Annotated in this window: 21 protein-coding genes and 1 tRNA gene; 15 read left to right on the top strand and 7 right to left on the bottom strand. The window is 69.2% G+C overall.

Annotated features, from left to right (window positions below; genetic code table 11):
- Positions 1-56: 56 nt before the first annotated feature.
- A tRNA-Met gene (locus J2X20_RS28265) sits at positions 57-133 on the top strand.
- Positions 134-201: 68 nt separating this feature from the next.
- On the opposite strand, the gene J2X20_RS28260 is transcribed toward J2X20_RS28265, so the two are convergent.
- Together J2X20_RS28260 and J2X20_RS28255 are read right to left on the bottom strand one after the other, a co-directional pair.
- The gene (locus J2X20_RS28260) at positions 202-693 is read right to left on the bottom strand and encodes a DUF4224 domain-containing protein (RefSeq protein ID WP_310272892.1); all 492 of its coding nucleotides are present in this window, start codon (positions 691-693) and stop codon (positions 202-204) included.
- Positions 694-825: 132 nt separating this feature from the next.
- Positions 826-1,431: a hypothetical protein gene (locus J2X20_RS28255; RefSeq protein ID WP_310272890.1), complete on the bottom strand. Its 606-nt coding sequence runs from the start codon at positions 1,429-1,431 to the stop codon at positions 826-828.
- 96 nt (positions 1,432-1,527) lie between these two features.
- On the opposite strand from J2X20_RS28255, the gene J2X20_RS28250 reads away from it, so the two are divergent.
- The 10 genes from J2X20_RS28250 to J2X20_RS28205 all read left to right on the top strand — a co-directional run bounded on the left by J2X20_RS28250 (position 1,528) and on the right by J2X20_RS28205 (position 16,324).
- Entirely contained in the window at positions 1,528-2,394 is an 867-nt protein-coding gene (locus tag J2X20_RS28250; protein WP_310272888.1) for a LysR family transcriptional regulator, read from the top strand.
- Positions 2,395-2,446: 52 nt separating this feature from the next.
- Positions 2,447-3,340 carry an HpcH/HpaI aldolase/citrate lyase family protein gene (locus tag J2X20_RS28245; RefSeq protein WP_310272886.1) on the top strand — a complete coding sequence of 298 codons (894 nt, stop codon included), beginning with the start codon at positions 2,447-2,449 and terminating at the stop codon, positions 3,338-3,340.
- A gap of 38 nt (positions 3,341-3,378) precedes the next feature.
- On the top strand, positions 3,379-5,709 hold the full coding sequence (locus J2X20_RS28240) for a sodium:solute symporter family protein (RefSeq protein ID WP_310272884.1): 2,331 nt from the start codon (positions 3,379-3,381) through the stop codon (positions 5,707-5,709).
- A 37-nt stretch (positions 5,710-5,746) separates the two neighbouring features.
- A complete protein-coding gene (locus J2X20_RS28235) occupies positions 5,747-6,622 on the top strand; it encodes a LysR family transcriptional regulator (RefSeq protein ID WP_310272882.1) in 876 nt (291 codons plus the stop codon).
- Between the two features lie 163 nt (positions 6,623-6,785).
- On the top strand, positions 6,786-8,966 hold the full coding sequence (locus J2X20_RS28230) for a TonB-dependent receptor (RefSeq protein WP_310272880.1): 2,181 nt from the start codon (positions 6,786-6,788) through the stop codon (positions 8,964-8,966).
- Positions 8,967-9,001: 35 nt separating this feature from the next.
- Positions 9,002-10,213: a serine hydrolase domain-containing protein gene (locus J2X20_RS28225; protein ID WP_310272878.1), complete on the top strand. Its 1,212-nt coding sequence runs from the start codon at positions 9,002-9,004 to the stop codon at positions 10,211-10,213.
- Positions 10,210-11,100, top strand: a complete 891-nt coding sequence (locus J2X20_RS28220; protein ID WP_310272876.1) for a ribokinase — start codon at positions 10,210-10,212, stop codon at positions 11,098-11,100. The genes J2X20_RS28225 and J2X20_RS28220 overlap by 4 nt, the downstream gene beginning before the upstream one ends.
- A 4-nt stretch (positions 11,101-11,104) precedes the next feature.
- Positions 11,105-13,222, top strand: a complete 2,118-nt coding sequence (locus J2X20_RS28215; protein WP_310272874.1) for a formylglycine-generating enzyme family protein — start codon at positions 11,105-11,107, stop codon at positions 13,220-13,222.
- A gap of 64 nt (positions 13,223-13,286) precedes the next feature.
- Positions 13,287-15,098, top strand: a complete 1,812-nt coding sequence (locus tag J2X20_RS28210) for a glycoside hydrolase family 127 protein (protein WP_310272871.1) — start codon at positions 13,287-13,289, stop codon at positions 15,096-15,098.
- Between the two features lie 71 nt (positions 15,099-15,169).
- Positions 15,170-16,324: a CaiB/BaiF CoA transferase family protein gene (locus tag J2X20_RS28205; RefSeq protein WP_310272869.1), complete on the top strand. Its 1,155-nt coding sequence runs from the start codon at positions 15,170-15,172 to the stop codon at positions 16,322-16,324.
- Here the strand turns inward: J2X20_RS28205 and J2X20_RS28200 are convergent.
- A complete protein-coding gene (locus J2X20_RS28200) occupies positions 16,321-16,692 on the bottom strand; it encodes a VOC family protein (RefSeq protein WP_310272867.1) in 372 nt (123 codons plus the stop codon). The two genes, J2X20_RS28205 and J2X20_RS28200, sit on opposite strands and share 4 nt — an antisense overlap.
- A 103-nt stretch (positions 16,693-16,795) precedes the next feature.
- On the opposite strand from J2X20_RS28200, the gene J2X20_RS28195 reads away from it, so the two are divergent.
- The 4 genes from J2X20_RS28195 to J2X20_RS28180 all read left to right on the top strand — a co-directional run bounded on the left by J2X20_RS28195 (position 16,796) and on the right by J2X20_RS28180 (position 18,926).
- On the top strand, positions 16,796-17,263 hold the full coding sequence (locus J2X20_RS28195) for an Lrp/AsnC family transcriptional regulator (protein ID WP_310272866.1): 468 nt from the start codon (positions 16,796-16,798) through the stop codon (positions 17,261-17,263).
- The gene (locus J2X20_RS28190) at positions 17,260-17,640 is read left to right on the top strand and encodes a DnaJ family domain-containing protein (RefSeq protein ID WP_310272865.1); all 381 of its coding nucleotides are present in this window, start codon (positions 17,260-17,262) and stop codon (positions 17,638-17,640) included. The genes J2X20_RS28195 and J2X20_RS28190 overlap by 4 nt, the downstream gene beginning before the upstream one ends.
- A 69-nt stretch (positions 17,641-17,709) precedes the next feature.
- Positions 17,710-18,438 carry an NIPSNAP family protein gene (locus tag J2X20_RS28185; RefSeq protein WP_310272863.1) on the top strand — a complete coding sequence of 243 codons (729 nt, stop codon included), beginning with the start codon at positions 17,710-17,712 and terminating at the stop codon, positions 18,436-18,438.
- 8 nt (positions 18,439-18,446) lie between these two features.
- The gene (locus tag J2X20_RS28180) at positions 18,447-18,926 is read left to right on the top strand and encodes a DUF1579 domain-containing protein (protein ID WP_310272861.1); all 480 of its coding nucleotides are present in this window, start codon (positions 18,447-18,449) and stop codon (positions 18,924-18,926) included.
- On the opposite strand, the gene J2X20_RS28175 is transcribed toward J2X20_RS28180, so the two are convergent.
- The 4 genes from J2X20_RS28175 to J2X20_RS28160 form a co-directional block, all read right to left on the bottom strand.
- Entirely contained in the window at positions 18,923-21,442 is a 2,520-nt protein-coding gene (locus J2X20_RS28175) for a response regulator (RefSeq protein ID WP_310272859.1), read from the bottom strand. The genes J2X20_RS28180 and J2X20_RS28175 overlap by 4 nt on opposite strands.
- A gap of 109 nt (positions 21,443-21,551) precedes the next feature.
- Positions 21,552-22,730, bottom strand: coding sequence for a glycoside hydrolase family 5 protein (locus J2X20_RS28170; protein ID WP_310272857.1), 1,179 nt, complete (start codon positions 22,728-22,730; stop codon positions 21,552-21,554).
- Positions 22,727-24,301 (bottom strand): GH39 family glycosyl hydrolase, encoded by a 1,575-nt coding sequence (locus J2X20_RS28165; RefSeq protein WP_310272855.1) that lies wholly within the window; start codon positions 24,299-24,301, stop codon positions 22,727-22,729. The genes J2X20_RS28170 and J2X20_RS28165 overlap by 4 nt, the downstream gene beginning before the upstream one ends.
- Entirely contained in the window at positions 24,298-25,875 is a 1,578-nt protein-coding gene (locus J2X20_RS28160; RefSeq protein ID WP_310272853.1) for a family 43 glycosylhydrolase, read from the bottom strand. Before J2X20_RS28160 ends, J2X20_RS28165 begins: the two co-directional genes overlap by 4 nt.
- Positions 25,876-25,976: the final 101 nt, after the last annotated feature.

Below are 25,976 nucleotides of genomic sequence, written 5' to 3'. Positions count from 1 at the left end.
GCTTGGTCATGAAATTGCCGAGAGCCCCAAAACCCGTGTATACTGCCAGCTTCAGTCGCGGGGTGGAGCAGTCTGGTAGCTCGTTGGGCTCATAACCCAAAGGTCGTAGGTTCAAATCCTGCCCCCGCAACCAAATACAGGAACCCGCTGAGTCGCAAGCTCAGCGGGTTTTTTCATGTCCGCTCGCGCAGTCGTCCGGGCTCAGCTGGCCAAGGCCAGATGCGCGTCCCCGCCGCTCTTGGCGTGCAGTCGGCCGGCCAGCCACTCGCGCACATGGAAGCGGCTGACCAGCAGGCGGTTGCGCATCACGCGGTGAGGAATGCGGTCTGCCTTGAGGGCGTCCAGCTGGCTGCTCAGCGAGCGCCGGCCCGTCAGGTCGCGCAGCTCTTCGGGCGTCATGAACTCCCGCCATTCCAGGCCGGTGGGCGTGGCCTTGCGGCGCTCCGGAGCCGGCTCGGCAACAGCTGCCGGTGCGGGCGCCGGCGCCGCGGTGGGGCGTGCAGCCAGCGGCCGCTTGGCGAACTCGACGATGGTGTGGCTCCAGCTCCCCTGGTTGTTCTCGCCGCAGAGGATTTCGTAGCGCTTGGCGAGGATCTCGCGGCGGCGGCGGGCCTTCTCCTCGGTGACGCGGGCATGTTCAACGAACCAACCGGGCAGGCGGCTCATCAGTTCGGCGGTGCGGGCTGCGGTCATGGCTGTCTCCTGTTGATGGAAGCAGTTTCGGCGCCGGCCCGCCCGGGGGATATCGCCCCGAGGAGGGGGCGAAGGGGGAGAGAGGGGGAGGGCTCCTGCAGCGTCTCCCCCTAAAGAGGGATGGTGGCAGGGCTAGGAGCGCCGCGGCCGGCCCTGGTCGCAGAGTCGGGTCGGGTCGGCGCGGGTGAATTCGGCCGTCCAGTTGGTCTCCCAGGTCTTGTCGTCATAGGAGAAGGCCTGGGCCCAGCGGGCATGGGTGGCGTCCAGGTTCTCCCAGACGAAGCGCACCTTGACGGGTTTGTCGCCGTCCTTGTCCTCGCCATAGAACTCGCCCCGTCCGCCCTGGAAGCCGCCGACGACGGGGATGGGGTCCAGCCGCCCCAGCGGCGTGGCCACCCAGTAGATGGACCACTGGCGCTTCTCGGTGTCGAAGGTGCGCAGCGTCAGGCCGCGCCGGCCCAGCGTCGGCATATGGAGCTCGTCGACATTGGCGATGCCGTCCAGGTAGTGGGTGAGGCAGAGGTTGGCCGGGAACTCTGTCCATTCCTGGCTGCCGACGTTGCGGGCCTTGAGGCGGCGCTGCACCGTCGTCCAGGCGCCGCCGAGGAAATCGAAGTCGTGGCTGTCGCCCTGGCGGGCCAGGGTGTAGCCCGGCGGCTCGGCGGCGGCCGCGGGGGCGGCGGCCAGCGCGGCGAGCAATGCGAAGGCGGCGAGATTTTGAGTCGATGATGGCGTCATGGCGAGGTCCTGGGCTGGTTGGAAACCCAGTCTAGGAAGCCCGGCCCTGCCGCTCAAAACGATGATTCCTGCGCTTGATCTGAAGCTCCACTTCAAATGGCCCTGAGCCCGACATCGCCGCTGCCGCTCGAGTCCCTGCGCGTGCTCGCGGCCTGTGTGCGGCATGGCAACTTCTCGCGCGCTGCCGATGAGCTCGCCATCACGCCGACGGCCGTCAGCCAGCGCATGCGCGCGCTGGAGGAGCAGTTGGGCGTGAAGCTCTTTGGCCGCCACGGCCCCAAGCTCATCGTGACCGAGCGCGCGGTAGCGCTGGCGGCCGGCGTCGAACAGGCGCTGGCCCTGATGCGCACGGCGGTCGACGACTGCCGGCGCGCCCGGCCGCCGTTGCGCCTGACCTGCGCGCCGACCTTCGCCGCCTGCTGGCTGGTGCCGCGCCTTGCGGCCTATCAGGCCCTGCCCGAATCCGATGCCATCGCCCTGGATGCCGGCCAGGGCCTGTCACCCGCAGGCAGCTTTGATGTCGCCATCCGCAGCGGCAGCGGACCCTGGCCGGGCTATCGCGCGAGCCGGCTACTCGCCGAGCAGGGCACGCCCATGCTCAGCCCGCGGCTGGGCAGGCCGGCAACGGTCGATGAGCTGCTGGCGCTGCCGCTGATCCCCGACCCGCGCTGGCCGGCCTGGTTGCAGGCCGCCGGCCGGCCGGACGCCCAACCGAGCTTCGTCAGCACGCGTTTCCCGAACTACGAGCTGGAAGCACGGGCCGCGGTGCAGGGCCTGGGCGTGGCCCTGTTGTCGCCGCGGCTGTTCGCCGATCTTTGCGAGCGCGGCGAACTGGTCGCGCCTTTTGCCGGCATCGTCGTCGACGGACCCGACAGCTACTGGCTGCTGTCGCCGCTGGACGCGCCGGAACCCCATTTCGTGCAGTGGCTGAAGGCCCAGTTCGCAACGAAAACTATCGTCTGAAGATGCCGGACGGCGGGTTTGCCTAGGGCCCAGTTCGCCCACACTGCCGGCCATGTTCAGCCGTCCTCCCGCCGCCCTGCGCGGCTTTCGCAGCAAGCTCTTCGTGCCCGGTGCACGGGCGGAGCTGTTCGACAAGGCGTTGAACGGCGTGGCCGACGCGCTGTCCTTCGACCTCGAGGATGCCGTGCTGCCCGAGTCCAAGCTGAGCGCGCGAGCCGACGTCGCCGCGGCACTGGCCCGCGCCGCGGCCATGCCACGCCGCCCCCTGATCATCGTGCGCGTCAATGCACCGGGCACGCCCTGGTTCGAGGACGATCTGCGTGCGCTGATCCAGCCGGGCCTGGACTGGATCAACCTGCCCAAGGCGGAGTCCGAGGCCGATGTGCTGCACGCCGCGCGCCTGCTCGGCGACCTCGAGGCCGCCGCCGAGCACGCCAGGCCCATCGGCCTGCTCGTCAACATCGAAAGCGCCGCGGCCCTGCAGCGTGCGGCCCGCATCGGCGCGGCGCATCCGCGCGTGGCCGGCCTGCAACTGGGTCTGGCCGACCTCTACGAACCCCTGGGCATCGCGCGCCACGACGCCGCCAACGTCCACGCGACCCTGCATGCGCTGCGCATGGCCGCCGCGGCGGCCGGCGTGCCGGCCTATGACGGCGCCTACCCCGACCTGGCCGACCTCGAGGGCTTTCGCGCCGAGGCGCTGATGGCGCGCCGCCTGGGCTTTGCCGGCAAGAGCTGCATCCATCCGCGCCAGATCGCGCCGGCCAACGAGATCTTTGGCCCGAGCGCCGACGAGTTGGCCTGGGCCGGTCGCGTCGACGCCGCGGCCAGCCAGGCCGAGACCGAGGGCCGTGGCGTCGTCGTGCTGGATGGCCGCATGATCGATGCTCCTTTCGTCCAACGCGCACGTCAGCTGCTGCAAGCCTCCCGCGGAGTGAATCCTTGATCGCCAGAATTCCTGCCTGGGGCCGGCCTCTTGTCGTGATGTTACTGGCCTTGCTGGCCTGGACTGCGCGCGCCGACAGCCTCGTCAACCTGCGCCGCGCCGACTTGCCGTCCCTGCCCATGGCCGCTCAAGGCCTTGCCGCCGTCAACGGGCGCGCCGCCGCCTTCACGGCAGATGCTGTCTGGCTGCTCGATGCGGCCGGCCAGCACTGGCAGCGCCAGGCCTGGTCGCCGCCGCAGGCCGTGCAAGCCACGGCGACGGCGGCCGGCGAGTCCGTGCTGCTGCTGGGCGCCAACGGCCAGACGCAGGCGGCCGCCCGCCTGGTCTTGCAGCAGGAGCGCCTCGTCACACAAGCTCTGCCCGCCTTGCCCCTGCCGCTGCGCGAGGCGCGCGCGGCGCTGACGGCCGAGCAGCTCTGGGTTGCCGGCCTCGACGCCCAGGGCCGCTCCCAGCTGCTGCAACTGCCGCTGCAGGTTGCCGACGCGCGCTGGCTCGTCCATCCCGGCCGGCCCGGTGCCGCCAAGCCGCGCGCCGTCTTCACACAGACGCGGGCCGTCTACGTCGTCGAGGAGGGCGCGCCCGACCGCCTGTGGCGCTGGACCGCCGAGGCCGGCTGGGAGGCGCGCGGCGCCCTGCCCGGGAAGCTTGCGGGCCCCTGGGCGCGCGCCAGCGGCCAGGCCCATGGCCTCTTCATCGTCGAACCTTTGGTTGGCGGCGCGCCGCGGCTGATGAGCTGGCAGACCATCACCCAGTCCTGGGCCGAGTTGCCCGACGGCGCGCTGAGTGGCGTCGCCCAGGCCCTGCCGTGGAAGGACGGCTGGCTGTGGCTGGACGGCGCCGGCAAGGCAGCGACGCTGGAGGTCGAGGGCGGCAAGCTGCTGCTCAAGCCGCTGGACTGGGTCGTCATCGTCGTCTACCTGGCGTCCATGCTGGGCATAGGCCTGTACTTCTATCTGCGCGAGAAGCGCCAGTCGACGGCGGAGTTCTTCGTCGGCGGCCGTAGCATCCCCTTCTGGGCGGCGGGCGTCAGCCTCTACGCGGCCAACACCAGCTCCATCAGCTATATCGCCATCCCCGCCAAGGCCTTCGAGACCAACTGGCAGTACATGACGAACAACCTCATCGCCGTGGGCGGTCTGATGTTCGTCGCCGTCTGGATCGTGCCGCTGCTGCGCCGCCTCGATCTGATGAGCGTCTTCTCCTATCTGGAGACGCGCTTTCACCCGGCCATCCGCATGCTGTCCAGCGGCCTCTTCATGCTGACCCAGCTGGGCAGCCGCATGAGCGTCATCCTCTATCTGCCCTCGCTGGCCATTGCCACCATCACCGGCATCCCGGTGACCTGGAGCATCCTGATGATGGGCCTGTTCACCATCTGCTACACGGCCCTGGGCGGCATGAAGGCGGTGGTGTGGACCGACATCGTGCAGCTCGTCGTCAAGATGGGCGGGGCCTTGTTCGCCATCGGCTTCATCGTCTGGTCGCTGGATGGCGGCGTGGCCGAGTTCGTGCGCACTGCGGCGGCCGAGAACAAGACCCACACCTTCGACTTCAGCTTCGACCTCGGCAAGGCCACGGTCTGGGGCTTCATCTTCCTCGTCCTCTTCGACGTGGTGCTGACCTTCCCCAAGGACCAGGTGCTGATGCAGCGCACCCTGTCCACGCGCGATGCCAAGGAGGCCGGCCGTTCGATCTGGGCCTTCGCGGCCATCATGATTCCCGGCGGCATCGTCTTCTACACGATTGGCACGGCCCTGTTCGTCTTCTACAAGGCCCACCCGGAGCGCATGAACCCGCTGCTCAGCATCGACGCCACCTTCCCCCTCTTCATCGCCGCCGAGCTGCCCAGCGGACTGACCGGCCTCATCATCGCGGGCATCTTCGCCGCCGCGATGGCGACGCTTTCAAGCATCATCAACAGCGTCTCGACGCTGGCCTCGGTGGATTTCTACGAGAAGCTCGTCAAGGACCCCGACCCGGCGCGCAGCGTGCGCTTCGCCGAGTGGATGACGGTGGCCGCCGGCCTGCTGGGCATCGGCTTTGCGCTGCTGCTGTCGCGCTACGACATCCATTCGTTGTTCGACGTCTCCATCGAGCTGGCCGGCCTGCTCGGCGGCGGCTTCGCGGGCGCCTATACGCTGGGCATGTTCACACGCCGCGCCAACTCGCCCGGCGTGGCCATCGGCGTCGCCACGGCCATCGTGCTGACGACGACGGCCTGGAGCTTCAGCCTGCTGCACCCCTATCTGTATCTGGGCATGTCCATCATGCTGTGCATCGTCGTCGGCTATCTGGCGAGCCTGTTCTTCCCGGCGCCGACGCGTTCGCTGCGCGGCCTGACCATCTACCGGCAGGACGCCGTGGAGTAACCTGCGGTCATAGAGGCAGCCTCAGAAGAGCCGCACGTTGGAGACACAGTTCCTGCACACCTTCGTCGCCGTCGTCGACCATGGCTCGATGGCCGCCGCGGCGCGCGTGCTCAACATCACGCCGGCCGCCGTCGCCCAGCAGATCCGCACGCTGGAGCGCGAGATCGGCGCGCCGCTGATCGCCCGCGCCGGCCGCTCCGTGCATGTCACCGAGCCCGGCTCGCGCATCCTCGAGCGCACGCGCGAGCTGCTGCGCGGCGTGGCCGACCTGAGCACCATCGCCACCGACGAGACGCCTGCCGGCGAGCTGCGCCTGGGCGCCGGCACCAATGCGCTGACCGGTCTGGTGCCAGACATCCTGGCCCGCCTCGTCGAGCTGCATCCGCGGCTCAAGGTCTTCATCCGCCCGGGCTATTCGCCCGAGCTGTATCGGGCCGTCGAGGCCGGCGACCTCGATGCCGCCGTCGTGCTGGAAGCGCCTTTCCCCCTGCCCAAGACCTGCGGCTGGGAGCTGCTGCGCGAGGAGGAGCTGGTCGTGCTCGCGCCGCGCCGCTGGGCCGATCGCGACCCGCACGAGCTGCTGCAGACCGAGCCCCTGGTGCGCTATGACCGCACGCAATGGGGCGGCCGCGTGGCCGACCAGTATCTGCAGCGCGCCGGCATCGTGCCGCAGGAGCGCTTCGAGCTGAACGCGCTGAACGCTATCGCCGTCATGGTGGACCGCGGCCTGGGTGTGTCCCTGGTGCCGGACTGGCTGCGCCCCTGGCCCGAGGGGCTGGACGTCGTCTGCCTGCCCCTGCCCCTGCCCAGCGAGCCGCGCCGCATCGGCGTGGTGTGGTCGCGGGCGACGGTCAGGCATCGCCTCGTCACGGCCTTTCTGCGCGAAGCGCGTGCGGTGTCCGGACTGGCCTGATGCGGCCGCATCGGCACACAACAAATTCTTCGGCCTGAACATAGGTGGCGCGGGTGTGAAGCATTCACGCCCTGGCTGAGACTGCGGCCACAGCGCCCGCCACGCCACGCCCACCGGCGTCACGTCGTGCAAGGCGCGCCCACAGACCGATGGAAAGCACAAGATGACGAGACAAGCACCGGCCAGCCAGGGCCACAACAGCACCCGTTTCCGCCGCCGCACCATTGCGCTGGCGGTCTTTGCCGCGCTGGCCGCGGCTGGCGCTGAGGCCCAGCAGGCCGCTGCCGACGCCGACAAGGACGCCGACGGCAAGGAACTGCAGCGCGTCATCGTCACCGGCACCCGCATCCCCAAGGCCGTCGACAAGATCCCCGGTGCCGTCACCCTGGTCACCAAGGAAGAGATCGGCCACACGCTGAACATGACGGACGACATGACGGCCGTGCTGTCGCGCACGGTGCCGGGCTACGCCGAGTCATCCCAGGCCATGAGCAATACCGGCGAGAACCTGCGCGGCCGCATCGCGCTGCGCCTGTTCGACGGCGTGCCCCAGGGTTCGCCGCTGCGCGAGGGCACGCGCAACGCCAGCTTCACCGACATGGGCCTGGTCGGCCGCATCGAGGTCATCAACGGTCCGTCGGCGTCCGAGGGCATAGGCGCGGCCGGCGGCATCATCAACTACCTGTCCAAGACGCCCACCAAGCCGGGCAGCGAGGTCACGCTGACGGCGCGCTACACGACGGCCTTCAAGGACGACAGCGCCGGCTGGAAGCTTGGCGCCAACTACGCCTTCAAGGCCGACGACTGGGACTTCATCGGTGCCGTCTCGCGCATCGACCGCGGCATGACCTATGACGGCCACGGTCGCCGCATCGGCCTGAACACCAGCGGCTCGGTGGCCGACTCGACGGCCGACAACCTCTACGCCAAGGCCGGCTTCAACTTCGGTGCCAACCGCGAGCAGCGCATCCAGGCCTCGTTCTCCAAGTTCAAGATCGAGGGCAAGGGCAATTACCACCTCGTCGACGGCGACCGCACGGCCGGCTCGACCAACACCTCCGAGAGGCCCGGCCTGTTCGGCACCCTCAGCGAGATCAACGACTTCCAGCAGAGCACGCTGTCCTACAAGCACAACGACCTGTGGGGCGGCTCGCTGTCGCTGGACGCCTACTACGCCGACCAGAAGATGCGCTACCCGGCCGAGAACGGCGCCGACCGCCAGGACCCGCTGATCGCGCCGCTGGGCACCCTGGTCGACCAGTCCGAGGTGCGCTCGCGCAAATACGGCCTGCGCAATGCCTACAGCCATGGCGACGTCTTCGGCATCGAGGGCCTGGAGGTGCGCGGCGGCGTCGACCTGACGCATGACACGGCCGCCCAGTGGCTGGCCCTGACCGACCGCCTGTGGGTGCCGCCGATGAACTACAGCAGCGTCGCGCCGTGGATCCAGGCTTCCTACGACATCGGCCCGCTGACCTTCTCCGGCGGTTTCCGCCGCGAGGACGGCGAGCTGGAGGTGGCCGACTACAAGACCACCTATTTCCGCAACCGCGTGGACGTCAAGGGCGGCACGCTGAACTACAAGGCCAACCTGCCCAATCTGGGTGTCGTCTGGAAGATCGGCAGCGGCTGGTCGGCCTTTGTGTCCACGGGCAAGGGCTTCACCCTGCCCAATGTCGGCATCCCGCTGCGCAACATCAACTACCCCGGCCAGTCCGTGGCGGGCATCCTGGACCTGCAGGCCGTCATCGTGAAGAACAACGAGGTCGGCTTCAACTGGCGCGGCGCCATGGCCTCCTTCGGCGGCTCCTATTACAAGAGCAAGTCCGACTTTGGCCAGTCACTGTCCATCGACCCCGTCACCAACGACTTCCTGCTGGCCCGCCAGCCCGTCAACATCAGTGGCTATGAGCTGACCGGCGAGCTGCGCGCCTCGCGCGACCTCAAGTTCACGGCCCTGTACTCGCACACCTCCGGCAAAACCTGGTTCACCAGCGGCGGCCCGCTGACCAAGCAGATGGGCGTGCTCGACATCAACCCCGACAAGCTCGGCGCCTCGGTCAACTGGCGTTTCCTGCCCCAGGTCGATGTGACGCTGGGCGCGACCAGGCTGAGCTCGCGCGACCTCAACGTCGGCACCAGCGCCGAGGAGCACACCAAGGGCTATACGCTGTTCGACTTCAGCGCCAACTGGGACTGGGGCCGTGGCGGCAAGAGCTCCATCGGCATCGAGAACCTGACCAACAAGTTCTATGTGCTGAGCTGGTCGCAGGTGGTGGGCTTCCGCAACTACACCTCGGGCCGCGGCCGCGTGGTGTCGGTGACGCATACGGTGAGCTTCTGACGCCTGACTCCCGATCCGGACCGACAAGGCGCCTGATGCTGGCCGGCGCCGCTGCTGCCGCATGGCCGGCGCGGGCCGAGCCGGCCCTGCCAGCCTGCACGCCGGCTTCGGCCGGCTTCTCGGCCGAAAGGCTGAGGCGGCTGGACACCTTCCTCGATGCCGACACCCGCGCCAGCGCGCGCGGCCCGGGCCACCTTGGCGCCGTCGTGCTGCTGGCGCGCGAAGGCTGCGTGCTGCACCACCGGGCCCACGGCCACCGCGACCTCGCGCGCCGCGAGGCCATGCCCGTGGACGCCATCTTCCGCATCTATTCGATGACCAAGCCCATCGCCTCGGTCGCCGTGCTGATGCTGATGGAGGAGGGCGGGCTGACGCTGGACGATGCCGTTGCGCGCCATCTGCCCGAGTTCGCCGCGCTGCACCTGCGCGAGGGCGGCGCGCCGCGCCGGCCCCTCACACTGCGCCATCTGCTGACGCACACCTCGGGCATCGAGACCGACGGCAGCGGGCCCGACCCGCAGGCCGCGGCCGATCTCGCGGAGCTGGCTCGCCGCGTCGCCGCCGTGCCGCTGGCGGTCGAACCGGGCAGCCGCTTCCGCTACGACGGCATCAACACCGAGGTGCTGTGCCGCGTCGTCGAAGTCGTGTCGGGCCAGCCCTTTGCGCGCTTCCTGCAGCAGCGCCTGTTCGATCCTCTGGGCATGGCCGACACCGGCTTCGCGGTGGCCGCGGCAAAGCGCCGCCGCATCGCCGACATCACCAGCGTCAGCGACGACGGCCGCCTGGTGCTTGCCGACGCCCGCTCGGCCGACGATCCCGGCGCGCCGCTGCGCGACTACGACAGCGGCGCCGGCGGCCTCTATTCGACGGCGGGCGACTATCTGCGCTTTGCCCAGATGCTGCTCGACGAGGGCTGGTGGCGCGGCCGGCGCCTGCTGTCGCCCCGGACCGTGGCCTTGATGCGCATGAACCAGGTCGCCCACCTGGACGTCGGCAACGGCCTCGGCCCCGGCGAGGGCTTTGGCCTGGGCGTGTCCATGCTGCTGGACCCGGCCAAGCGCGGCCGCCTCGGCTCCGAGGGCAGCTTCGGCTGGCCCGGCGCCGCAACAACCTATTTCACCGTCGACCCGCGCGAGCGCCTCGTTGCCCTGCTGCTGATGCAGCATGTGCCGCGTGGCCTCGCCGCCGACCCGCCGCGGCCCACCACCGCCTTCCACAACCTCGTCTACCAGGCCCTCGAGACATGAGCGCTCCCGCCATCCTGGTCGCCGGCTCGGCCAATCTCGACTTCGTCGTGCGCGCACCGCGCATTCCCAGCCCCGGCGAGACCGTGCTCGGTCGCGGCTTTGCCACCTTCCCCGGCGGCAAGGGCGCCAACCAGGCCGTCGCCTGTGCGCGCGCCGGCGGCGTGCCCACCGACATGCTGCTGGCCCTGGGAGCCGACGCCTACGCCGCCGAGCTCGAAGCCTCGCTGCGCGCCGCTGGCGTGACGCCCCATATCGTCCGTCCCGCGGGCCTGGCCACCGGCACGGCCTTCATCTGCGTGTCCGACGACGCCGAGAACGCCATCACTGTGGCGCCGGGCGCCAACGCTGGCCTCGCCCCCGAGCATCTGCCACCGCTGAGCGCCTACAGCCATCTGCTGCTGCAATTGGAGACGCCGCTGGCCACCGTCACCGCCTGCGCGCGCGCTGCTCACGCGGCCGGCCTCAACGTGACGTTGAACGGTGCACCGGCGCAGGCCCTGCCGCGCGCTCTGCTCGCCGCCCTGGACCTGCTGGTCGTCAACGAGGGCGAACTGGCCGCCATCAGCGGCATCCAGCACGACGTCGATGCCGCCATCGCCTCGCTGGACGTGCCCTGCGTCGTCGTCACCCTGGGCGCGCGCGGCGTGCGGGCGCGCTGCGGCGCGGCCTGGTTCGAGCAGGCCGGCTTTGCTGTCGAGGTTGTCGACACGACGGCGGCCGGTGACACTTTCTGTGGCGCCCTGGTGGCCGAACTGGGCCGCGGCGCCCGTTGGCCCGAGGCCCTGCGCTTCGCCTGCGCCGTTGCGGCCCTCGCCTGCACGCGGCCGGGCGCGCAGAGCAGCATCCCGGCGCGCGCCGCCGTCGAGTCCTTTCTGCAGTCCCGCTAGAGCCATGGCCGAGTACAAGTTCTCCCACGTCACCACGCAGCGCTATCTGCCCACGCCGGGCAAGGCACCGGGCTGGCCCTTCGCCGAGATCGGCCACTGGAAGATGGACGTCAACGGCACGGCCGACGACTGGCTGCGCGACCTGCGCGACTGGCGGCGCGAGCATCTGGTGCGCATCGGCTACGACGACGCCAACTACCGCCGCCCCGAACTGCAATGGGCCCAGCGCAATTTCGTGCACGCGCAGATGATGGTCGAGGACCGCTTCTTCTTCGACACGGCCACGGGCGAGTACACCGTGGACCGCTACCTCGACGACCTCGAGCAGCGCTTCGGCGGCCTGGACAGCGTGCTGATCTGGTACGTGTACCCGAACATCGGCATCGACGACCGCAACCAGACCGATCTTGCCGGCGACCTGCCCGGCGGCCTGGCGGGGCTCAAGCGCGCGGTGGACGCCTTCCACAGCCGCGGCGTGCGCGTCTTCCTGCCCACCAAGCCCTGGGACCACGGCACCCGCGAGCATCACGAGAGCGATTGGGAGGCCATCGCCGGCATCGTCGCGGCCGTCGGTGCCGACGGCATCAATGGCGACACCTACAACGGCGTGCCGCGCGCCTTCTTCGACGCCTGCGCGCGGCGCGGCAACTACGTGGTGCTGCAGCCCGAGTCGACGATCTCCTGCGAGGAGCAGCTGATCTGGAATGTGCAGAGCTGGGGCAAGAAGGTGCCCCAGGACGTCGTGCCCGTCGTCGCCAAGTTCAAGTGGCTGGAACCCCGCCACATGATCAACATCGAGAACCGCTGGAGCCGCGACCGCAACAACGACTTCCAGTACTGCTTCTTCAACGGCGTGGGCTACAACGCCTGGGAAAACGTCTGGGGCATCTGGAACGGTTTCACCGACCGCGATGCCGCGACGCTCAAGCGCATCGCGACGCTGTTCCGCGGCCTGGCGCCGCTGCTCGTCAGCCCGGATTGGCGGCCCTATGCACCGACGCTGCAGGGCGGGGTCTTCGCCAGCGCATTCCCTCTCGATGGGCGGCGGCTGTGGACGCTGGTCAACCGCAATGAATATGCCGTCGACGGCGAACAGCTGGCCGTCGAGCATGTCGAGGGCACGCGCTACTTCGATGCCTGGAATGGCGTCGAGGTGCAGCCGCGCATCGACGGGCCCCAAGCCATCTTCTCGGCCTCGCTGGAGGCGCGCGGCTTTGGCGCCTTGCTGGCCCTGGCGGCCGGCGAGTTGGCCGACGCGGCGCTGCTGGCGCGCATGGCCGAACTGGCCCGCACGCCGCTGCAGTCGCTGGACAAGACCTGGCAGCCGCTGACCCAGCGGCTCGTCGCCATCGAGCCGACGCCGCGTGCCGCTGTGGCGCCCGACGGCATGGTCGAGATCCCCGCTGGCGACTTTGACTTTGTCGTCGGGGGCGTCGAGGTCGAAGGCCAGACCTGGGCCGGCCTGGATGTGCAATACCCCTGGGAGGACGTGCCGCGCCGCCAGCACCGCCGCCGCATGGCCATGAAGCGCTTCTTCATGGACCGCACGCCGGTCACCAATGCGCAGTTCCAGGCCTTCCTGCAGGCCAGCAACTACCAGCCGGCCGACGCGCACAACTTCCTGCGCCATTGGGTCAACGGTGCGCCGCCCGCCGGCTGGGCCAACAAGCCGGTGACCTGGGTAGGCCTGGAGGACGCCCGCGCCTACGCCGCCTGGGCCGGCAAGCGCCTGCCGCATGAATGGGAATGGCAATACGCGGCCCAGGGCGGCGACGGCCGCGCCTATCCCTGGGGCGAGACCTGGGACGCTGCTGCCGTGCCGCCTCCCAACACCGGCCGCACGCTGACGCCGCCGGCCGACGTCGACGCCCACCCGCGCGGTGCCAGCCCCTTCGGCGTGCTGGACCTGGTGGGCAATGTCTGGCAATGGACCGACGAGTACGCCGATGCCCACACCCGCGCCGCCGTGCTGCGGGGCGGCAGCAGCTACCAGCCGCAAACCTCTCACTGGTACTTCCCGCAGGCCTACCGGCTGGACCAGCATGGCAAATACCTGCTGATGGCGCCGTGCAAGGACCGCTCCGGCATGCTGGGCTTTCGCTGCGCCATGGACGCTGCATGAGACTGACGCGCGGGCTGGCCGCCAGCCTGGCCCGCTGGCTGACCACCCAAGGACCACAGACACCATGACCACCTCCGTGCAACTCGGCGGCCTGCTGGGCGAGGCCCTCGAAGCCAGCCGCCGCGGCCGGCTGCACCGCTTCATCCAAGGGCCCGACAGCCCGGCCATCGCCCTTTTCCTGCGCGCCGTGGCCGACAAGAACCTGGAAGGCGACTGGTATGGCGAGCATGCCGGCAAATGGCTGGTGGCCGCCGCGCGCGCCGCGGCCCGCAGTGGCGACGCCGAGCTGGAATCCCATGTGCGCGCCGTGGCCGACTTCCTCTGCGCCCAGCAGGAAGCCGACGGCTATCTCGGCACCTATGCGCCGGAGCGCCGCTTCATGGTGGCCCAGCCGCCCAAGCCTCTGACCTGGGACGGTGCACCCGCGCTGCGCACCTGGGACATCTGGACCCACAGCTATCTCATCCTCGGCCTGCTCGAAGCCCACCGCCACTTTGGCAATCCGACCTGGCTGGACGCAGCCCGCCGCATCGGCGACCTGTGCGCGCGCACGCTGGCCGGCATCGACATCACGACGCTGGGCAACCATCACGGCATGTCGGCCACCGTGCTGATGGACCCGGCCTGCGAGCTCTATTTCGTGACCGGCGAGGCACGCTATCTGGCCCTGGCCGAACGCATCCTCGAGCAGGCCGACCGCCATGCGCCGCTGGCCCTGCTGAGCCGCGCCCTGGACGGCACGGACGCCGCCTTCATCGCCACCGGCAAGGCCTACCAGCTGCTGTGGAGTCTGGTGGGCCTGGCCAAGCTGCACCGCGCCACCGGCCGGCCCGAACTGCTGCGCGCCGTCGATGCGCTGTGGCACAACATCCGCGACCAGCATCTCAGCCTGGGTGGCGGCCCCTGGGGCGGCGTGGCCCACCGCTCGCGCGAGGTCTTCAATGCGCCGGGCAGCTTTGTGCCCGAGGCTTATGTCGAGACCTGCTCGACGCTGGCCTGGCTCCAGCTCAACCGCGAGCTGCTGCGCCTCAGCGGCGACGCACGTTACGCCGAGGAGATCGAGCGTGCGGCCTACAACGACCTGCTCGGCGCCCTCGCGCCCAACGGCGAGGACTGGTGCTACTACAGCTTCCCCAATGGCCGGCGCGTGCACACCACCTATTGGCGCTGCTGCAAGAGCAGCGGCGCGATGGCGCTGGAGGAGCTGCCGGCGCTGGCCGTCAGCGGTGGCGAGGGCGAAATCAGCGTGCATCTGTATGGGCCGCTGACGGCGCAATTGGGCGGCGTTGGCCTGCGCGTCGAGACTGCCTTCCCCTATGAAGGTGAGGTGAGGCTGGCTCTGGATCTCGCTGCGCCGGCCCGCCTGGCGCTGAAGCTGCGCTGCCCGTCCTGGGCCGCGGGAGCCTTTGTCCAGGTTGGCAGCGAGCGCTTCGACGGCGTGCCGGGCCGCTATCTCGTCATCGACAGGCTGTGGCAGCCGGGCGATGCCGTGCGCCTGCAGCTGCCGATGCCCATCGCCTTGCACGAGCGCCGCCACCGCAATGTGCAGGAATCGCGCGCCCCTGACGGCAGCGCCGTGCACCAGACCGTGCTCGATCTCGGCTATGCCGCCCTGACCCGCGGCCCGCTGGTGTTCGCGACCGCGCTGATCGACGGCTTCAAGACCGAGGAGACGGTGAGGCTGCCCGAGACGCCCGTCGATCAATGGGTCAGCGAGGTTGCGGGCGCCGCCGTGCCGACGCTGCGCATGGCCCTCGGCTATCGCCCGGCCCTGGACTTCCAGCCCTATTTCCTGGCCGGTGGCCGCGAGGACGGCGCCTGGCGCCTGACCTGGCTGTCCAAGGCGCCGGCACAACCAAGAAATCGTGATGCCTGAGCGAACGCCACCGCCCTTGGTTGCGCCGGTCTTTGCGCCCAGACTGGCATCCTCCTGACGAGTTGGACGCCGTGAACGCTGCTGCCTTTCCCCCCTCCACCCGACTGGGTCCGCCGGGGCCGCTGAGCGGCATCCGCGTCCTCGACCTCAGCGCCTATATCGCCGGTCCCTATGGCTGCACGCTGCTGGCCGACCAGGGCGCCGACGTGCTCAAGATCGAACCGCCGGCCGGCGACAACCTGCGCAACTACCCGTCCACGCTGGCGGCCGAGAGCCGGGCCTTCATCGGCGTGAACCGCAGCAAGCGGGGCGTCGTGCTGGACCTGAAGCGGCCCGAGGAGCTGGCCGTGTTGATGCGCCTGGTGCGCGAGGCCGACGTGCTGGTGCACAACTTCCGCCCCGGCGTGCCCGGGCGCCTGGGCATTGCCTACGAGCAGCTGGAGCTGCTCAACCCGCGCCTCATCTACTGCGCCGTGACCGGTTATGGCGAGACCGGCCCGCTGAAGGACAAGGCCGGCTACGACCAGGTGTTGCAGACCTTGACCGGCATGTGCGCCCTGCAGGGCAAGCGCGGTGGTCCGCCCGAGATCCTCTACGGTTCGGTCGTCGACTACTACGCCGCGGCCCTGGTGGCGGCCGGCGTGGCGTCGGCGCTGTTCGAGCGCGAGCGCAGCGGCTGTGGCCAGTATGTCGGCGTGTCGCTGCTGCGCAGTGCGCTGACCATGCAGTCGGCCCGCCTCGTCTGGGCCGGCGACGAACCGCTGGACATCGGCCGCGACATGCGCTCGGGCGGCGTCACCGGCATCCATCCGGCGCGCGAGGGCCATATCTATATCTCGGCCAACACACCGCATTTCTGGGCTTCGCTGTGCCGCATCACCGGCCTGGACGAGCTCGCGGCCGACGAGCGCTTCGACAGCGTCAAGAAGCGCGCCGCCAATGCCGCCGAGCTGTTGACGCGGCTGCATGCGGCCCTGGCCGCGCGCACGGCCCTGGAGTGGGAGGCTCTGTTCGGCGACGAGGTGCCCTGCGCGGCGGCGCGCCAGGTCGAGGACATGTTCCAGCACCCGCAAGTGCTGGCCGAAGGCATCGTCGGCGAGTTCGAGCACGCCACCGTCGGCAGCTACCGCGGCGTCACGCGGCCCATCGTGTTCGGCCGTACGCCCGGCCCCGAGCCCTTTGCCGCGCCCAGCCTGGGCCAGCACGACGACGCCATCAAGTTCTAGGCATTGGTCAGCACTTCGATGCGGTGGCCATCGAGGTCGTGGAACATGGCGCCGAAATAGGTCTCGCTGATGTCGGGCCGGGTGCGCGGCGTGAAGATGTCGCGAGCCGCCGCGGCCAGCGCGACCTCATGGGTGGCGGCCACGGCGATGCGGTCGGGTGCGCCGAAGGCGACGTGGGCGCCACGGGCTGCCACCGCCTCGTCGGCGGGCACGGGGTAGAGGAAGAAGCACCAGCGCTCGGGCGTGCCGAAGGCGGCTTCGCTGCCGGTATCGCGCAGCAGTTGCAGGCCCAGAGGCGCCAGCACGCGGCTGTAGAAGGCCACGGCGTCGGCGTAGTGGCGGGTGCCCAGGGACAGATGATCGATCATGGTCAGGAACTCCTTGCTGAATGGCTGCCATGCTAGGAAGGCTGTCCCGAGGAAATCCGGCAAGATGCGTTGAGCTTTTGCCGTTTGCCCGCAATTTCTGGACATGACCGACCTGGACCGTTTTGATCGCCAGCTGCTGAACCTGGTGCAGCAGGACGCCGCGCTGACCGCCGAGCAGCTCGCCGAGCATGTCAGTCTGTCGGCCTCGGCCATCCAGCGCCGCCTCAAGCGGCTGCGCGAGCAGGGCGTCATCCAGCGCCAGATCGCCGTGCTGGACGCCGCCGCCGTCGGCCAGCCGACGACCTTCATCGCCAACCTGCAGGTGGAGAGTGAACGGCCCGAGCTGATGGCGCGACTGCGGGCCTGGCTGGATGCGGAAGCTGCAGTGCAGCAGGCCTTCTATGTGACGGGCGAGGCCGACTTCGTCCTCGTCGTGACGTCCTGGGATGCCGTCTCCTACGAGGCCCTGATGGCGCGGCTGCTGGCCGACAACCCCCATGTGCGCCGCTACACGACCCAGGTCGCCATGGGGGTGCTCAAGCGTGGCCTGGTGCTGCCGGTGCCGCAATGACGCAGCCAACCGACTCCGAGCGCCGCAAGCAGCGCGACGCCTCCCTGCACTCCCTGGACGAGGCCATTGCTGAGCACCTGGCCGAGTCCTGGCGCAGCGGCGAACTGCAGAGCGCCGAGAGCTTTGGCAAGCCCCTGGCCGAACCCGAGGGGTGGGCGCAGACGCCGACGGAGTTCCGCCTGCCCTTCAAGATCCTGAAGAACGCCGGTGCGCCGCCGGCGGAGGTGGAGCTCTTCCACAGGCGCGCCGCACTGCGCGCCGAGCTGGCCGCGGTCACGAGCGACGACGCGCGGCTGCGCCTGCAGCGGCAGCTTGCCGAACTCGAGCAGGCCCTGGCCCTGAGGCTGGAAGGCATGCGCGGCAGCGGAAATTTGTAAAACACGACATGCCTTGACAGGTATGGCGGCGCAGACTGCACGGACCTTGAACTCCGTGGGCTCCGAGCCATGCCTCTCCCTCTCGCCACCACGCCGCCCGCCGCACCGGACTGCCAGGTCGTCGAACTGCGCCAGTACACCCTGCACCCGGGCCAACGCGACACGCTGATCGAGCTCTTCGACCGCGAATTCGTCGAGACGCAGGAGGCCCTGGGCATTCGCGTCATCGGCCAGTTCCGCGATCTCGACGGACCCGACCGCTTTGTCTGGCTGCGCGGCTTTGCCGACATGGCCGCGCGCGGCGACAGCCTGCCCGCCTTCTACGGCGGGCCCGCCTGGGCCCAGCACCGCAACACGGCCAACGCGACCATGATCGATTCCGACAATGTGCTGCTGCTGCGCCCGGCCTGGGCTGGCGCCGCGTTGTCCCAGCCGGCTCAGCCCCGCGCCGCAAGCGGTACGACGGCGCTGCCGCCCGGGCTCTTGCTGGCGACGGTCTTCCACCTGAAGGCGCCGGCCGGCCCCGAACTGCTGGGCCTGGCCCGCGGCCCGCTCAGCGATGCGCTGCGCGCGGCCGGCGCCCGCCAGCTGGCCTGGTATGTCACCGAGGCCACGCCCAACAACTTCCCGCGCCTGCCGGTGCGCGAAGGCGAACAGGTGCTGGTCTCCCTGGCCTTGTTCGATGACACCAAGGTTGTCCTGTCGCGGGACTTCGCCGCCTCACTCCAGTCCTGGCTGGCCCGGCCCACCCAGACCCTGCGCCTCGCGCCCACCGCCCGTTCCGCCCTTCACGCCTGAACCTCATCATGAACACGACTTCGACCCCGCAAGATTTCGACTTCTTCATCGGCCACTGGAAGGTCAGTCATCGCCGCCTCAAGGAGAGGCTGCTCGGCTGCGACGAGTGGGAGCGCTTCGAGGGCAGCTGCCGCATGTGGCCCCTGCTCGACGGCAGCGGCAATATCGACGACAACGTGCTGGAGTTGCCCTCCGGCACCTATCGCGCCTTGTCCATGCGCACCTTCGATCCGGCCAAGAAGCAGTGGGCCATCTGGTGGGTGGACGGTCGCAACCCGCACAGCCTGGAGCCGCCCGTCGTCGGTGGCTTTGCCGACGGCGTGGGCGAGTTCTATTGCGACGACCAACTGCGCGGCCAGCCCATCCGGGTGCGCTACCGCTGGACCGGTACGACGACCGGCAGCCCGCACTGGCAGCAGGCCTTCTCGCCCGATGGCGGCCGGACCTGGGAGGTCAACTGGGAGATGGACTTCGAGCGTCTGGCCTAACGCCCACGTGCAGCGCCGCGGGCGAAGGGCGAGATCCAGGCCAGCAGGGTGCGCACCAGCTGGCGCGGGTCGATGGGCTTGCTGACGTGGGCATTCATGCCCGCGGCCAGGCAGTCCTGGATGTCGCGCTCCATGGCGCCGGCCGTCATCGCGATGATGGGCAGGCGGGCATGCTGGGGCATGGCGCGGATCAGCCGCGTGGCGGTGAGGCCATCCATCTCGGGCATCTGCATGTCCATCAGCACGGCGTCGAAGTTCTCCTGCTTGAGGCGCTCGATGGCCTCCAGGCCGTTCTCGGCGATTTCGACCTCCAGCTTGACCATGGCCAGGAAGGCGCTGGCGACCTGCTGGTTGACGGGGTTGTCCTCCACCAGCAGCACCCGCGCGCCCCGGATGGGGCTCAGGGTCTCGGCCAGGTCGGTCATGCTGTTGCCGGGCGTGGTCTCGGCGGCCGGCTCGCCGCGCTGCAACTGCATGAGGGCGTCGAACAGCCGCGAGGGCGTGACCGGCTTGACGAGGACGAGGGTGTCGGCGCGGCCTTGCAGCTCCTCGGCAACGCGCTCGCTCGCATGCAGGCTGCCCAGGGCGATGACGGCCGGGGCCGGCGCGCCGCGTTCGGTGGCGGCCTGGCGGGCGGCGTCGACGAAATCGGCGCCGGCCGTCTTCCAGTCCAGCAGCAGCAGCTCATAGGGGTGGGCCGGGTCGGCCTGGCGCAGCCGGTACAGGGCCTCGTCGCCGAAGGAGGCCACGCCGACCTGGAAATGCCAGCTCTGCAGCATCTGCTGCAGGATCAGCCTCTCGGTGGGCTGGGCGTTGATGACCAGGGTGCGCATGCCGCGGATGCGGTGCAGGTCGATGCGCTCGGCGCCGGGCTTGGCCTTGCCGAAGCTGCAGGTGAAGGCGAAGGTGCTGCCCTGCTCAGGCTGGCTGCTGACCTCGAAGCTGCCGTCCATCAGCTCCACCAGGCGCTTGCAGATGACCAGGCCCAGGCCGGTGCCGCCGTATCGCCGGGCGATGGAGGCGTCGGTCTGGCCAAAGACCTGGAAGAGGCGGCTCGCCTGCTCGGGCGTCATGCCGATGCCGGTGTCGCGCACGGCAATGCGCAGCCGCATGCGGCCCTCGTCTTCGCCCAGCAGTTCGGCGCGCACGACGATCTCGCCTTTGGGCGTGAACTTGATGGCGTTGCCGACCAGGTTGTTCAGCACCTGGGTCAGGCGCAGGCTGTCACCCACCAGACGATCGGGCAGCTTGTCGTCGAACTCGAACAGCAGATCCAGCCCGGCCTCTTCCAGCCGCGCCGAGAACAGATGGCCGACGTTCTCGATCAGTTCCTCGGGGCTGAACTCCTCGGCCTCCAGCGTGATCTTGCCGGCCTCGATCTTGGAGTAGTCCAGGATGTCGTTGAGCAGGCTCAGCAGGGCCTTGGACGAGGTCTGCACCTTGGCGAGGTAGTCGCGCTGGCGCGGATCCAGCCGGGTCTCGAGGACGAGATTGGTCAGGCCGATGATGGCGTTCATCGGCGTGCGGATCTCGTGGCTCATGCTGGCCAGGAAGAGGCTCTTGGCCGCATTGGCGGCCTCGGCCTCGTCGCGCGCCGCGGCCAGGGCCTCGCCTTGGGCGTGGCCGGCCTCGTAGGACTTGAACAGGCGCGCATACAGGGTGCTGTTTTCCAGCAGCAGCTCCATCAGCACGGCCGAGCAGGCCAGGAAGCCGTAGATGCGGCCGGCATAGAAGCCGAGGTCGAAGCGGGCCAAGTTCAGCATGGCCGACAGCGCGATGTCGAACAGCCAGGCCATGCAGACCACCATCAGCCACAGGTCCAGCACCGTGCGCGGCCGCTGGCGCCACAGCGCGGCCAGCGCGACCAGGCTCAAGGCCCAGACCAGGCCCACGGTGACCTGAAAGGCCGGCGAATAGCGGCCGCCCACCAGCAGGTCGGGCAGCCAGCTGCTGCCCAGGGTCGCTGTGGCGATGAAAGCAGCGGCGCCCAGCAGCGTCAGGGCCGGCCAGGCCGGCGCCGGCAGGGCCAGCGGCGGCCGGGACTTCAGGGCCAGATAGCCCAGCACGAAGAGCGGAAAGCCGCCATGCCAGAACATGTAGAGCCAGACCGTCGTCTGCGTCGTCGCGCCGAGCAGGCCCGTCGCGCTGAAGAGGCCAGGGAAGCTCAGGGTGTGGGCCGTCGTCAGCGCGGCCGTGAACAGATAGCCGCAGCCCAGCATCAGCAGGGCCTGGGAGCGCAGGATGCGGTATTGGCCGAACAGCAGCACGGCCGTGATGAGGTCGGTCAGGACCAGGGCCGACTGGTAGAGGGGGATGAAGGCCGGCACGGCTGCCAGCTTCGTCTTCGCGAACGGGACCAGGGCCGCGAACACGGCCATCGAGACGATGGCGACGATCAGCGCGTGGCGGCGCTCGCGCGGGCCGGCGGGCTGGTCCAGCAGGAAGGCCGGGCCGTCCTGCGGCGGCCCGGCTTCAGCGGTGGCGTCGTCCTCCCGAGGCGAACTGCTGGCTTGCAAATCGGCTCCCTGCCGCGCCGTGCTGCGAGGCGCTCCCTAACAGGATAGTCGAACTGCGTGTCGCTCCCGCGGGGCAAGGTTTGCAGGCGTTACACGCCGCGCCGACGGGTCATTTCACGGCGTCCACCAGCGCGCTGATGATCTCGGGGTAGACCTGGGCGCCGCTGCTGCGGTTGAACAGACCCATGCTGTGGTTTTCGGTGGCCGCACCGGCATCCCAGTAGACGGGCACCATGCCGTGGGTCCAGGCCGAGCGGGCGACGTAGCGGTCCCAGGCCAGTCGGTAGGCCTCGGCGCCGGCGTACTCGGTGCGGCGGATGGCGCCGAACTCGCCCAGGATGACGGGGACGCCCTTGTCGACATAGCCGGCCTTCATCTTCTGGAACTGGGCATCGATCCAGGCCTCGTCGAAGCCGACCGCCTTGGCCTTGGCATCGGTGGCGCCAGCCCCCCACTGCCAGACCATGCTCTTGTCGTTGAGCGTGAAGTCGTAGGGGTCGTAGAAGTGCACTTCCATCATCAGCCTGTCCTTGGCCGTGTCGGTCGGCAGGACGGCGAAGTTGACGGCGTGGTCGATGTTGGTGTTGAAGCCCTGCACGACGAGATGGCGCGCCGCGTTGTTGCCGCCGGTGGCGCGCACGGCCGTCACGAACTGTTGGTTGAAGCCGTTCTGCACGGCGACGTACTCAGCCTTGGGCGTGCCGTAGTCGCCGTCCACCATCACCTCGTTGGTGCCGGCGAACAGCAAGGTGTCGTCGTAGGCCCTGAAGTTGTTGGCGATCTGGGTCCAGAACTTGGTAATGCGCGCATTGGCCAGCGCCTGGGCTGCATAGGTGGGTTGCATCCAGCCGCCATCCCAGTGGATGTTGATGATGGCGTAGAGGCCGGCCGTCTTGGCGTAGTCGACAACCTGGGTCACGCGGCTCATCCAGGCCGCGCCGATGTTGTCGTTGGCGTCGGCGTACTGCTTCCACGACACGGGGATGCGAACGGTCTTGAAGCCGGCGGCCTTGACGGCCGTCATGAAGGCCTGCGTCGTGGCCGGGTTGCCCCAGGCCGTTTCGCCGCCAATCGCTTCCAGCGAGTTGCCCAGGTTCCAACCAGCGCCCATCAATTTGGAGAGCTGCAGGCTGGTCAGATCGCGCATGCCCGATGGCGCCGCTGCTGGCGCGGGGGCGGGAGCAGGCGTGGGTGCGGGCGCAGGTGCCGGCGAGGAAGCCGCCGAGGCACCACCGCCGCCACAGCCGGCCAGGGGCAGCAAGGCGAGGACTGCGTGACGCCGCTTCATGCGCCCACCTTTTGCAGGCTCAGCAGCACCACGTCGTGGCTGCGCAGCTTCAAGGTGAGGGTGGCCGTGCCGCTGGAGCCGACGCGCAGCTCGCGCTGCACTTCGGGCTTGTCGGTCGTCAGCGCCTGCAGCTCGGCGAGTTGCTGCGCATCGAGATTCTTCGGTGATCCCATCTTCAGGTAGGCGGTGTGAGCGTCGTTGATTTCAAAGCCGGTGCGGCGTTGCGTGAGCTGGTAGCGGCCGGGCGCCAGATGGCGCAACTCGACGGTGGCCGTGCCGACATCGTGCGCCGGCTGCGGCTTGCCGAAGAAGCTGCGGTTGCTGAGCTTCTGCCCGGTGTTGCGCCAGTCCCAGACCAGGGCCTGGACTTGCTGGCCGTCGGTGGCGGCCCAGCTGGAGCCGTCGCCGGTCGGCACTTCCTTGCCCTGCAGGGCGGCCATCTCTGCCAGATAGCGGTAGGCAAACCACACCGGCTTGCGGATGCCTTCCCGCGTCATCAGGCCAAAGCCGCCGTGGAAGGGCGCGTCGGGCGGTCCGGGCTCCTCGAAGAGATCCGTGTAAGTCCAGTAGCTCATGTGCTGGGCCAGGCCTTGAGTCTGTTTCAGTTTGCTCAAGACATAGGCCGCGCTCATGTAGGAGTCGTGCACGAGGTCGCGCGGGTTGTAGCTGGTGCTCCATTCGGTGAAGAACAGGGGCAGGCCGGGCAGATGCGAGGCCTCGATCTCCTTGCGCACGCGCCGTACGTCGCCCACGATGGCGTCGGGCGAGGGCGAGAGCTTCAGGTCCTCCTTGCCGAACTCGTCGAGGAAGCCGTTGTCCACGCCATAGGTGTGGGTGGTGATGAAGTCCACCGGCGAACTCGTCGCCTTGGCATGCGCCAGGAACTCCGGCACCCAGGCCGCGCCGGCCGTGGACGGGCCGCCGACGCGCAGCTGCGCATCGATCGCCTTCATGGCCTTGGCGGTGCGGGTGTAGAGCTCGAAGTAGGCCTTCTGGTCTGCCTTTTCCCAGAAGCCATCCAGGTTGGGCTCGTTCCAGACCTCGAAGTACCACGTGCGCACCTCGGCCGCGCCATAGCGCTGCAGGATGTGGCGGGTGAAGGCCTCGATCAGCGCCACCCAGCCGGTGGGTTCGGGGTGGGAGGTGTTGCCGGCCCAGTAGAAGATCTTCAGGTCGGACGTCTTCAGCGCCAGCGGCGTGAAGCCCAGCTCGACGAAGGGCTTGATGCGGCGGGCCAGCATCGCGTCGTAGAGCTTGTCGATGCCGGTGAAGTCGAAGACCAGCTGGCCGGAAGCATCGCGGGTCACCGTCTTGAAGACGTCGTGGAAGATGGCGTGAAAGCGCAGATAGCGAAAGCCCAGTTCGTCCACGGCTGTCTTCAGCTGGGCCAGCGCATCCTCGCGGTAGGTCGTGCCGGGATAGTCGGCGCCGACGCAGTGGTCGAAGAAGCGATCCAGGGGTTGGGTGGCCTGGGCCAGGTCCAACACGATGCGGCGCGGCTTCGCAGGCGCGGCGTGGGCGACCAGGGGCAGGGCCGCGGCGGCGGCGATCAGTTGGCGGCGGGAGGTCATGCGGTCAGGCCTCGATAGACAAAATTGCGGGCGCGGACTTCGCCTGCGCCGGCGCTGAACAGCGCGGGTCGCAGGCTGACGAAGCCGCCGAAGACGTTGTGATGCAGGCCCGAGACCTCCATCTGCCAGGGGTGCTGGACCCAGGTCTTGCCGTCATCGCGCGAGTAGCGCCAGGTGATGACGTTCTCACGGTTGACGAGGTGGATGCGAACCTTGCGCGTCGGCATGGATTCGCGCATCCATGAGTGCTCCTGGCCATAGCCATAGGTCAGCAGCTGCGTGGTGCTGAAGCCGATGCCGACATGGCCGCGCTCGTCGTAGAACAAGCCCAGACCACCGTGGCCATCACCGCTGATCTCCAGGTCGACGCTGCACTCGTAGCTGCGGTCGCCCGCTATGCAGACCAGCGGCGAGCAGTCAGCCAGCGACTTGCCCTTGCCACGCATCAGCAAGCTGTTGTCCTGCCAACGCAGGCGTGAAATCTCGTCGGGCCCCGGCGCGTGGAAGGTCCACTGCACGCCCACGCGGTTGCGCGAGAAGTCATCGGACAGCGCGACGCCGGCAGGGCTCGCCTTGCCACCGCGTGGTTTCGGCAAAGGCCTGTCCAGCGTGCCACCCTTGGCACGCAGCCAGCCGTCCTTCGTCCACTCGACCGGCTCCAGCAGGGCCTGACGGCCCAGGGTGCGAAAGCCGTTCTCATAGCCGTGATAGACCATCCACCAGTCGCCGCCCGGCCCTTCGACGACGCTGGCATGGCCGCGCGACCACCAGGGCTCGCTGGCGCTGCGCGTGCGCACGATGGGGTTGTGCGGGCAGTGCTCCCAGGGGCCGTGCACGGAGCGTGAGCGGGCGACGGTGACCATATGGCTGGTGGGCGGCCCGGCGGTGCCACCGACGGCGGAGATCAGATAGAACCATTCGCCGCGCCTGAGCAGCTTGGGCCCCTCGGGCGCGAACATCTCGACGACCCAGTCCTTGGGGTATTGCCAGGGTGTCCAGGCCTTGTCTTCCAAGGGGCCGTCGGTCGCGAGGCCGTCGTCCTTCAGCCGCACGCGGCGGCCGCCGTTGACGAAGAGGTAACGCTTGCCGTCCTCACCGACGACATGGCCAGGGTCGATGCAGCCGGGGATCTTCAGATCGATGGGCGCGCTCCACGGGCCGCGGATGTCGTCGGCATGGATGACGTAGACGCCGGTCCCGGCATCCTGCAGCACCGGGATGTAGATGAAATAGCGGCCCTGGTGCTTGACCAGGTCCATGGCCCAGACGGTGCCGATGGGCTGGGTCAGCGCCGCGGTCACCGGCGTCCAGTTCACCAGGTCCTGCGAGTGCCAGATGACGGCACCCGGGTAGGACTGGAAGGACGAGAACGTCATCCAGTAGTCGGCGCCGTCCTTCAGGATGGTGGGGTCGGCGTGGTCGCCCGGGACGATGGGATTCACATAGGTCCCGTTGCCCAGGTCGGCCTTGCGCTGACCCTCGATGCCCGCGCCAAAGCGGGGGGCGGCGAGCGCGGGGCTCACCGCGGCACCCGCCAATGCGGCCTGTACGGCCGTGCGGCGTGAGATGTTCATACCTTCCCCCGGGTGGCTTCCAGCTTGCCGCGGATCTCGGCCATGCGCGCCTCGGTCAGCTCAAAGCGCAGCAGCGAGAACAGCGCCAGCACCAGGCCGAT

Source organism: Roseateles saccharophilus, assembly GCF_031458095.1.
Lineage (GTDB): Bacteria > Pseudomonadota > Gammaproteobacteria > Burkholderiales > Burkholderiaceae_C > Pelomonas > Pelomonas saccharophila_A.
This window is presented reverse-complemented; position numbering and strand designations above follow the sequence as displayed.

What these genes read in the sequence shown, in the direction of transcription:
- J2X20_RS28260 (WP_310272892.1), bottom strand. Translation starts at nt 693, where the DNA reads ATGACCGCAGCCCGCACCGCCGAACTGATGAGCCGCCTGCCCGGTTGG.
- J2X20_RS28255 (WP_310272890.1), bottom strand. Translation starts at nt 1,431, where the DNA reads ATGACGCCATCATCGACTCAAAATCTCGCCGCCTTCGCATTGCTCGCC.
- J2X20_RS28250 (WP_310272888.1), top strand. Translation starts at nt 1,528, where the DNA reads ATGGCCCTGAGCCCGACATCGCCGCTGCCGCTCGAGTCCCTGCGCGTG.
- J2X20_RS28245 (WP_310272886.1), top strand. Translation starts at nt 2,447, where the DNA reads ATGTTCAGCCGTCCTCCCGCCGCCCTGCGCGGCTTTCGCAGCAAGCTC.
- J2X20_RS28240 (WP_310272884.1), top strand. Translation starts at nt 3,379, where the DNA reads ATGTTACTGGCCTTGCTGGCCTGGACTGCGCGCGCCGACAGCCTCGTC.
- J2X20_RS28230 (WP_310272880.1), top strand. Translation starts at nt 6,786, where the DNA reads ATGACGAGACAAGCACCGGCCAGCCAGGGCCACAACAGCACCCGTTTC.
- J2X20_RS28225 (WP_310272878.1), top strand. Translation starts at nt 9,002, where the DNA reads ATGCTGGCCGGCGCCGCTGCTGCCGCATGGCCGGCGCGGGCCGAGCCG.
- J2X20_RS28220 (WP_310272876.1), top strand. Translation starts at nt 10,210, where the DNA reads ATGAGCGCTCCCGCCATCCTGGTCGCCGGCTCGGCCAATCTCGACTTC.
- J2X20_RS28215 (WP_310272874.1), top strand. Translation starts at nt 11,105, where the DNA reads ATGGCCGAGTACAAGTTCTCCCACGTCACCACGCAGCGCTATCTGCCC.
- J2X20_RS28210 (WP_310272871.1), top strand. Translation starts at nt 13,287, where the DNA reads ATGACCACCTCCGTGCAACTCGGCGGCCTGCTGGGCGAGGCCCTCGAA.
- J2X20_RS28200 (WP_310272867.1), bottom strand. Translation starts at nt 16,692, where the DNA reads ATGATCGATCATCTGTCCCTGGGCACCCGCCACTACGCCGACGCCGTG.
- J2X20_RS28195 (WP_310272866.1), top strand. Translation starts at nt 16,796, where the DNA reads ATGACCGACCTGGACCGTTTTGATCGCCAGCTGCTGAACCTGGTGCAG.
- J2X20_RS28190 (WP_310272865.1), top strand. Translation starts at nt 17,260, where the DNA reads ATGACGCAGCCAACCGACTCCGAGCGCCGCAAGCAGCGCGACGCCTCC.
- J2X20_RS28185 (WP_310272863.1), top strand. Translation starts at nt 17,710, where the DNA reads ATGCCTCTCCCTCTCGCCACCACGCCGCCCGCCGCACCGGACTGCCAG.
- J2X20_RS28180 (WP_310272861.1), top strand. Translation starts at nt 18,447, where the DNA reads ATGAACACGACTTCGACCCCGCAAGATTTCGACTTCTTCATCGGCCAC.
- J2X20_RS28170 (WP_310272857.1), bottom strand. Translation starts at nt 22,730, where the DNA reads ATGAAGCGGCGTCACGCAGTCCTCGCCTTGCTGCCCCTGGCCGGCTGT.
- J2X20_RS28165 (WP_310272855.1), bottom strand. Translation starts at nt 24,301, where the DNA reads ATGACCTCCCGCCGCCAACTGATCGCCGCCGCCGCGGCCCTGCCCCTG.
- J2X20_RS28160 (WP_310272853.1), bottom strand. Translation starts at nt 25,875, where the DNA reads ATGAACATCTCACGCCGCACGGCCGTACAGGCCGCATTGGCGGGTGCC.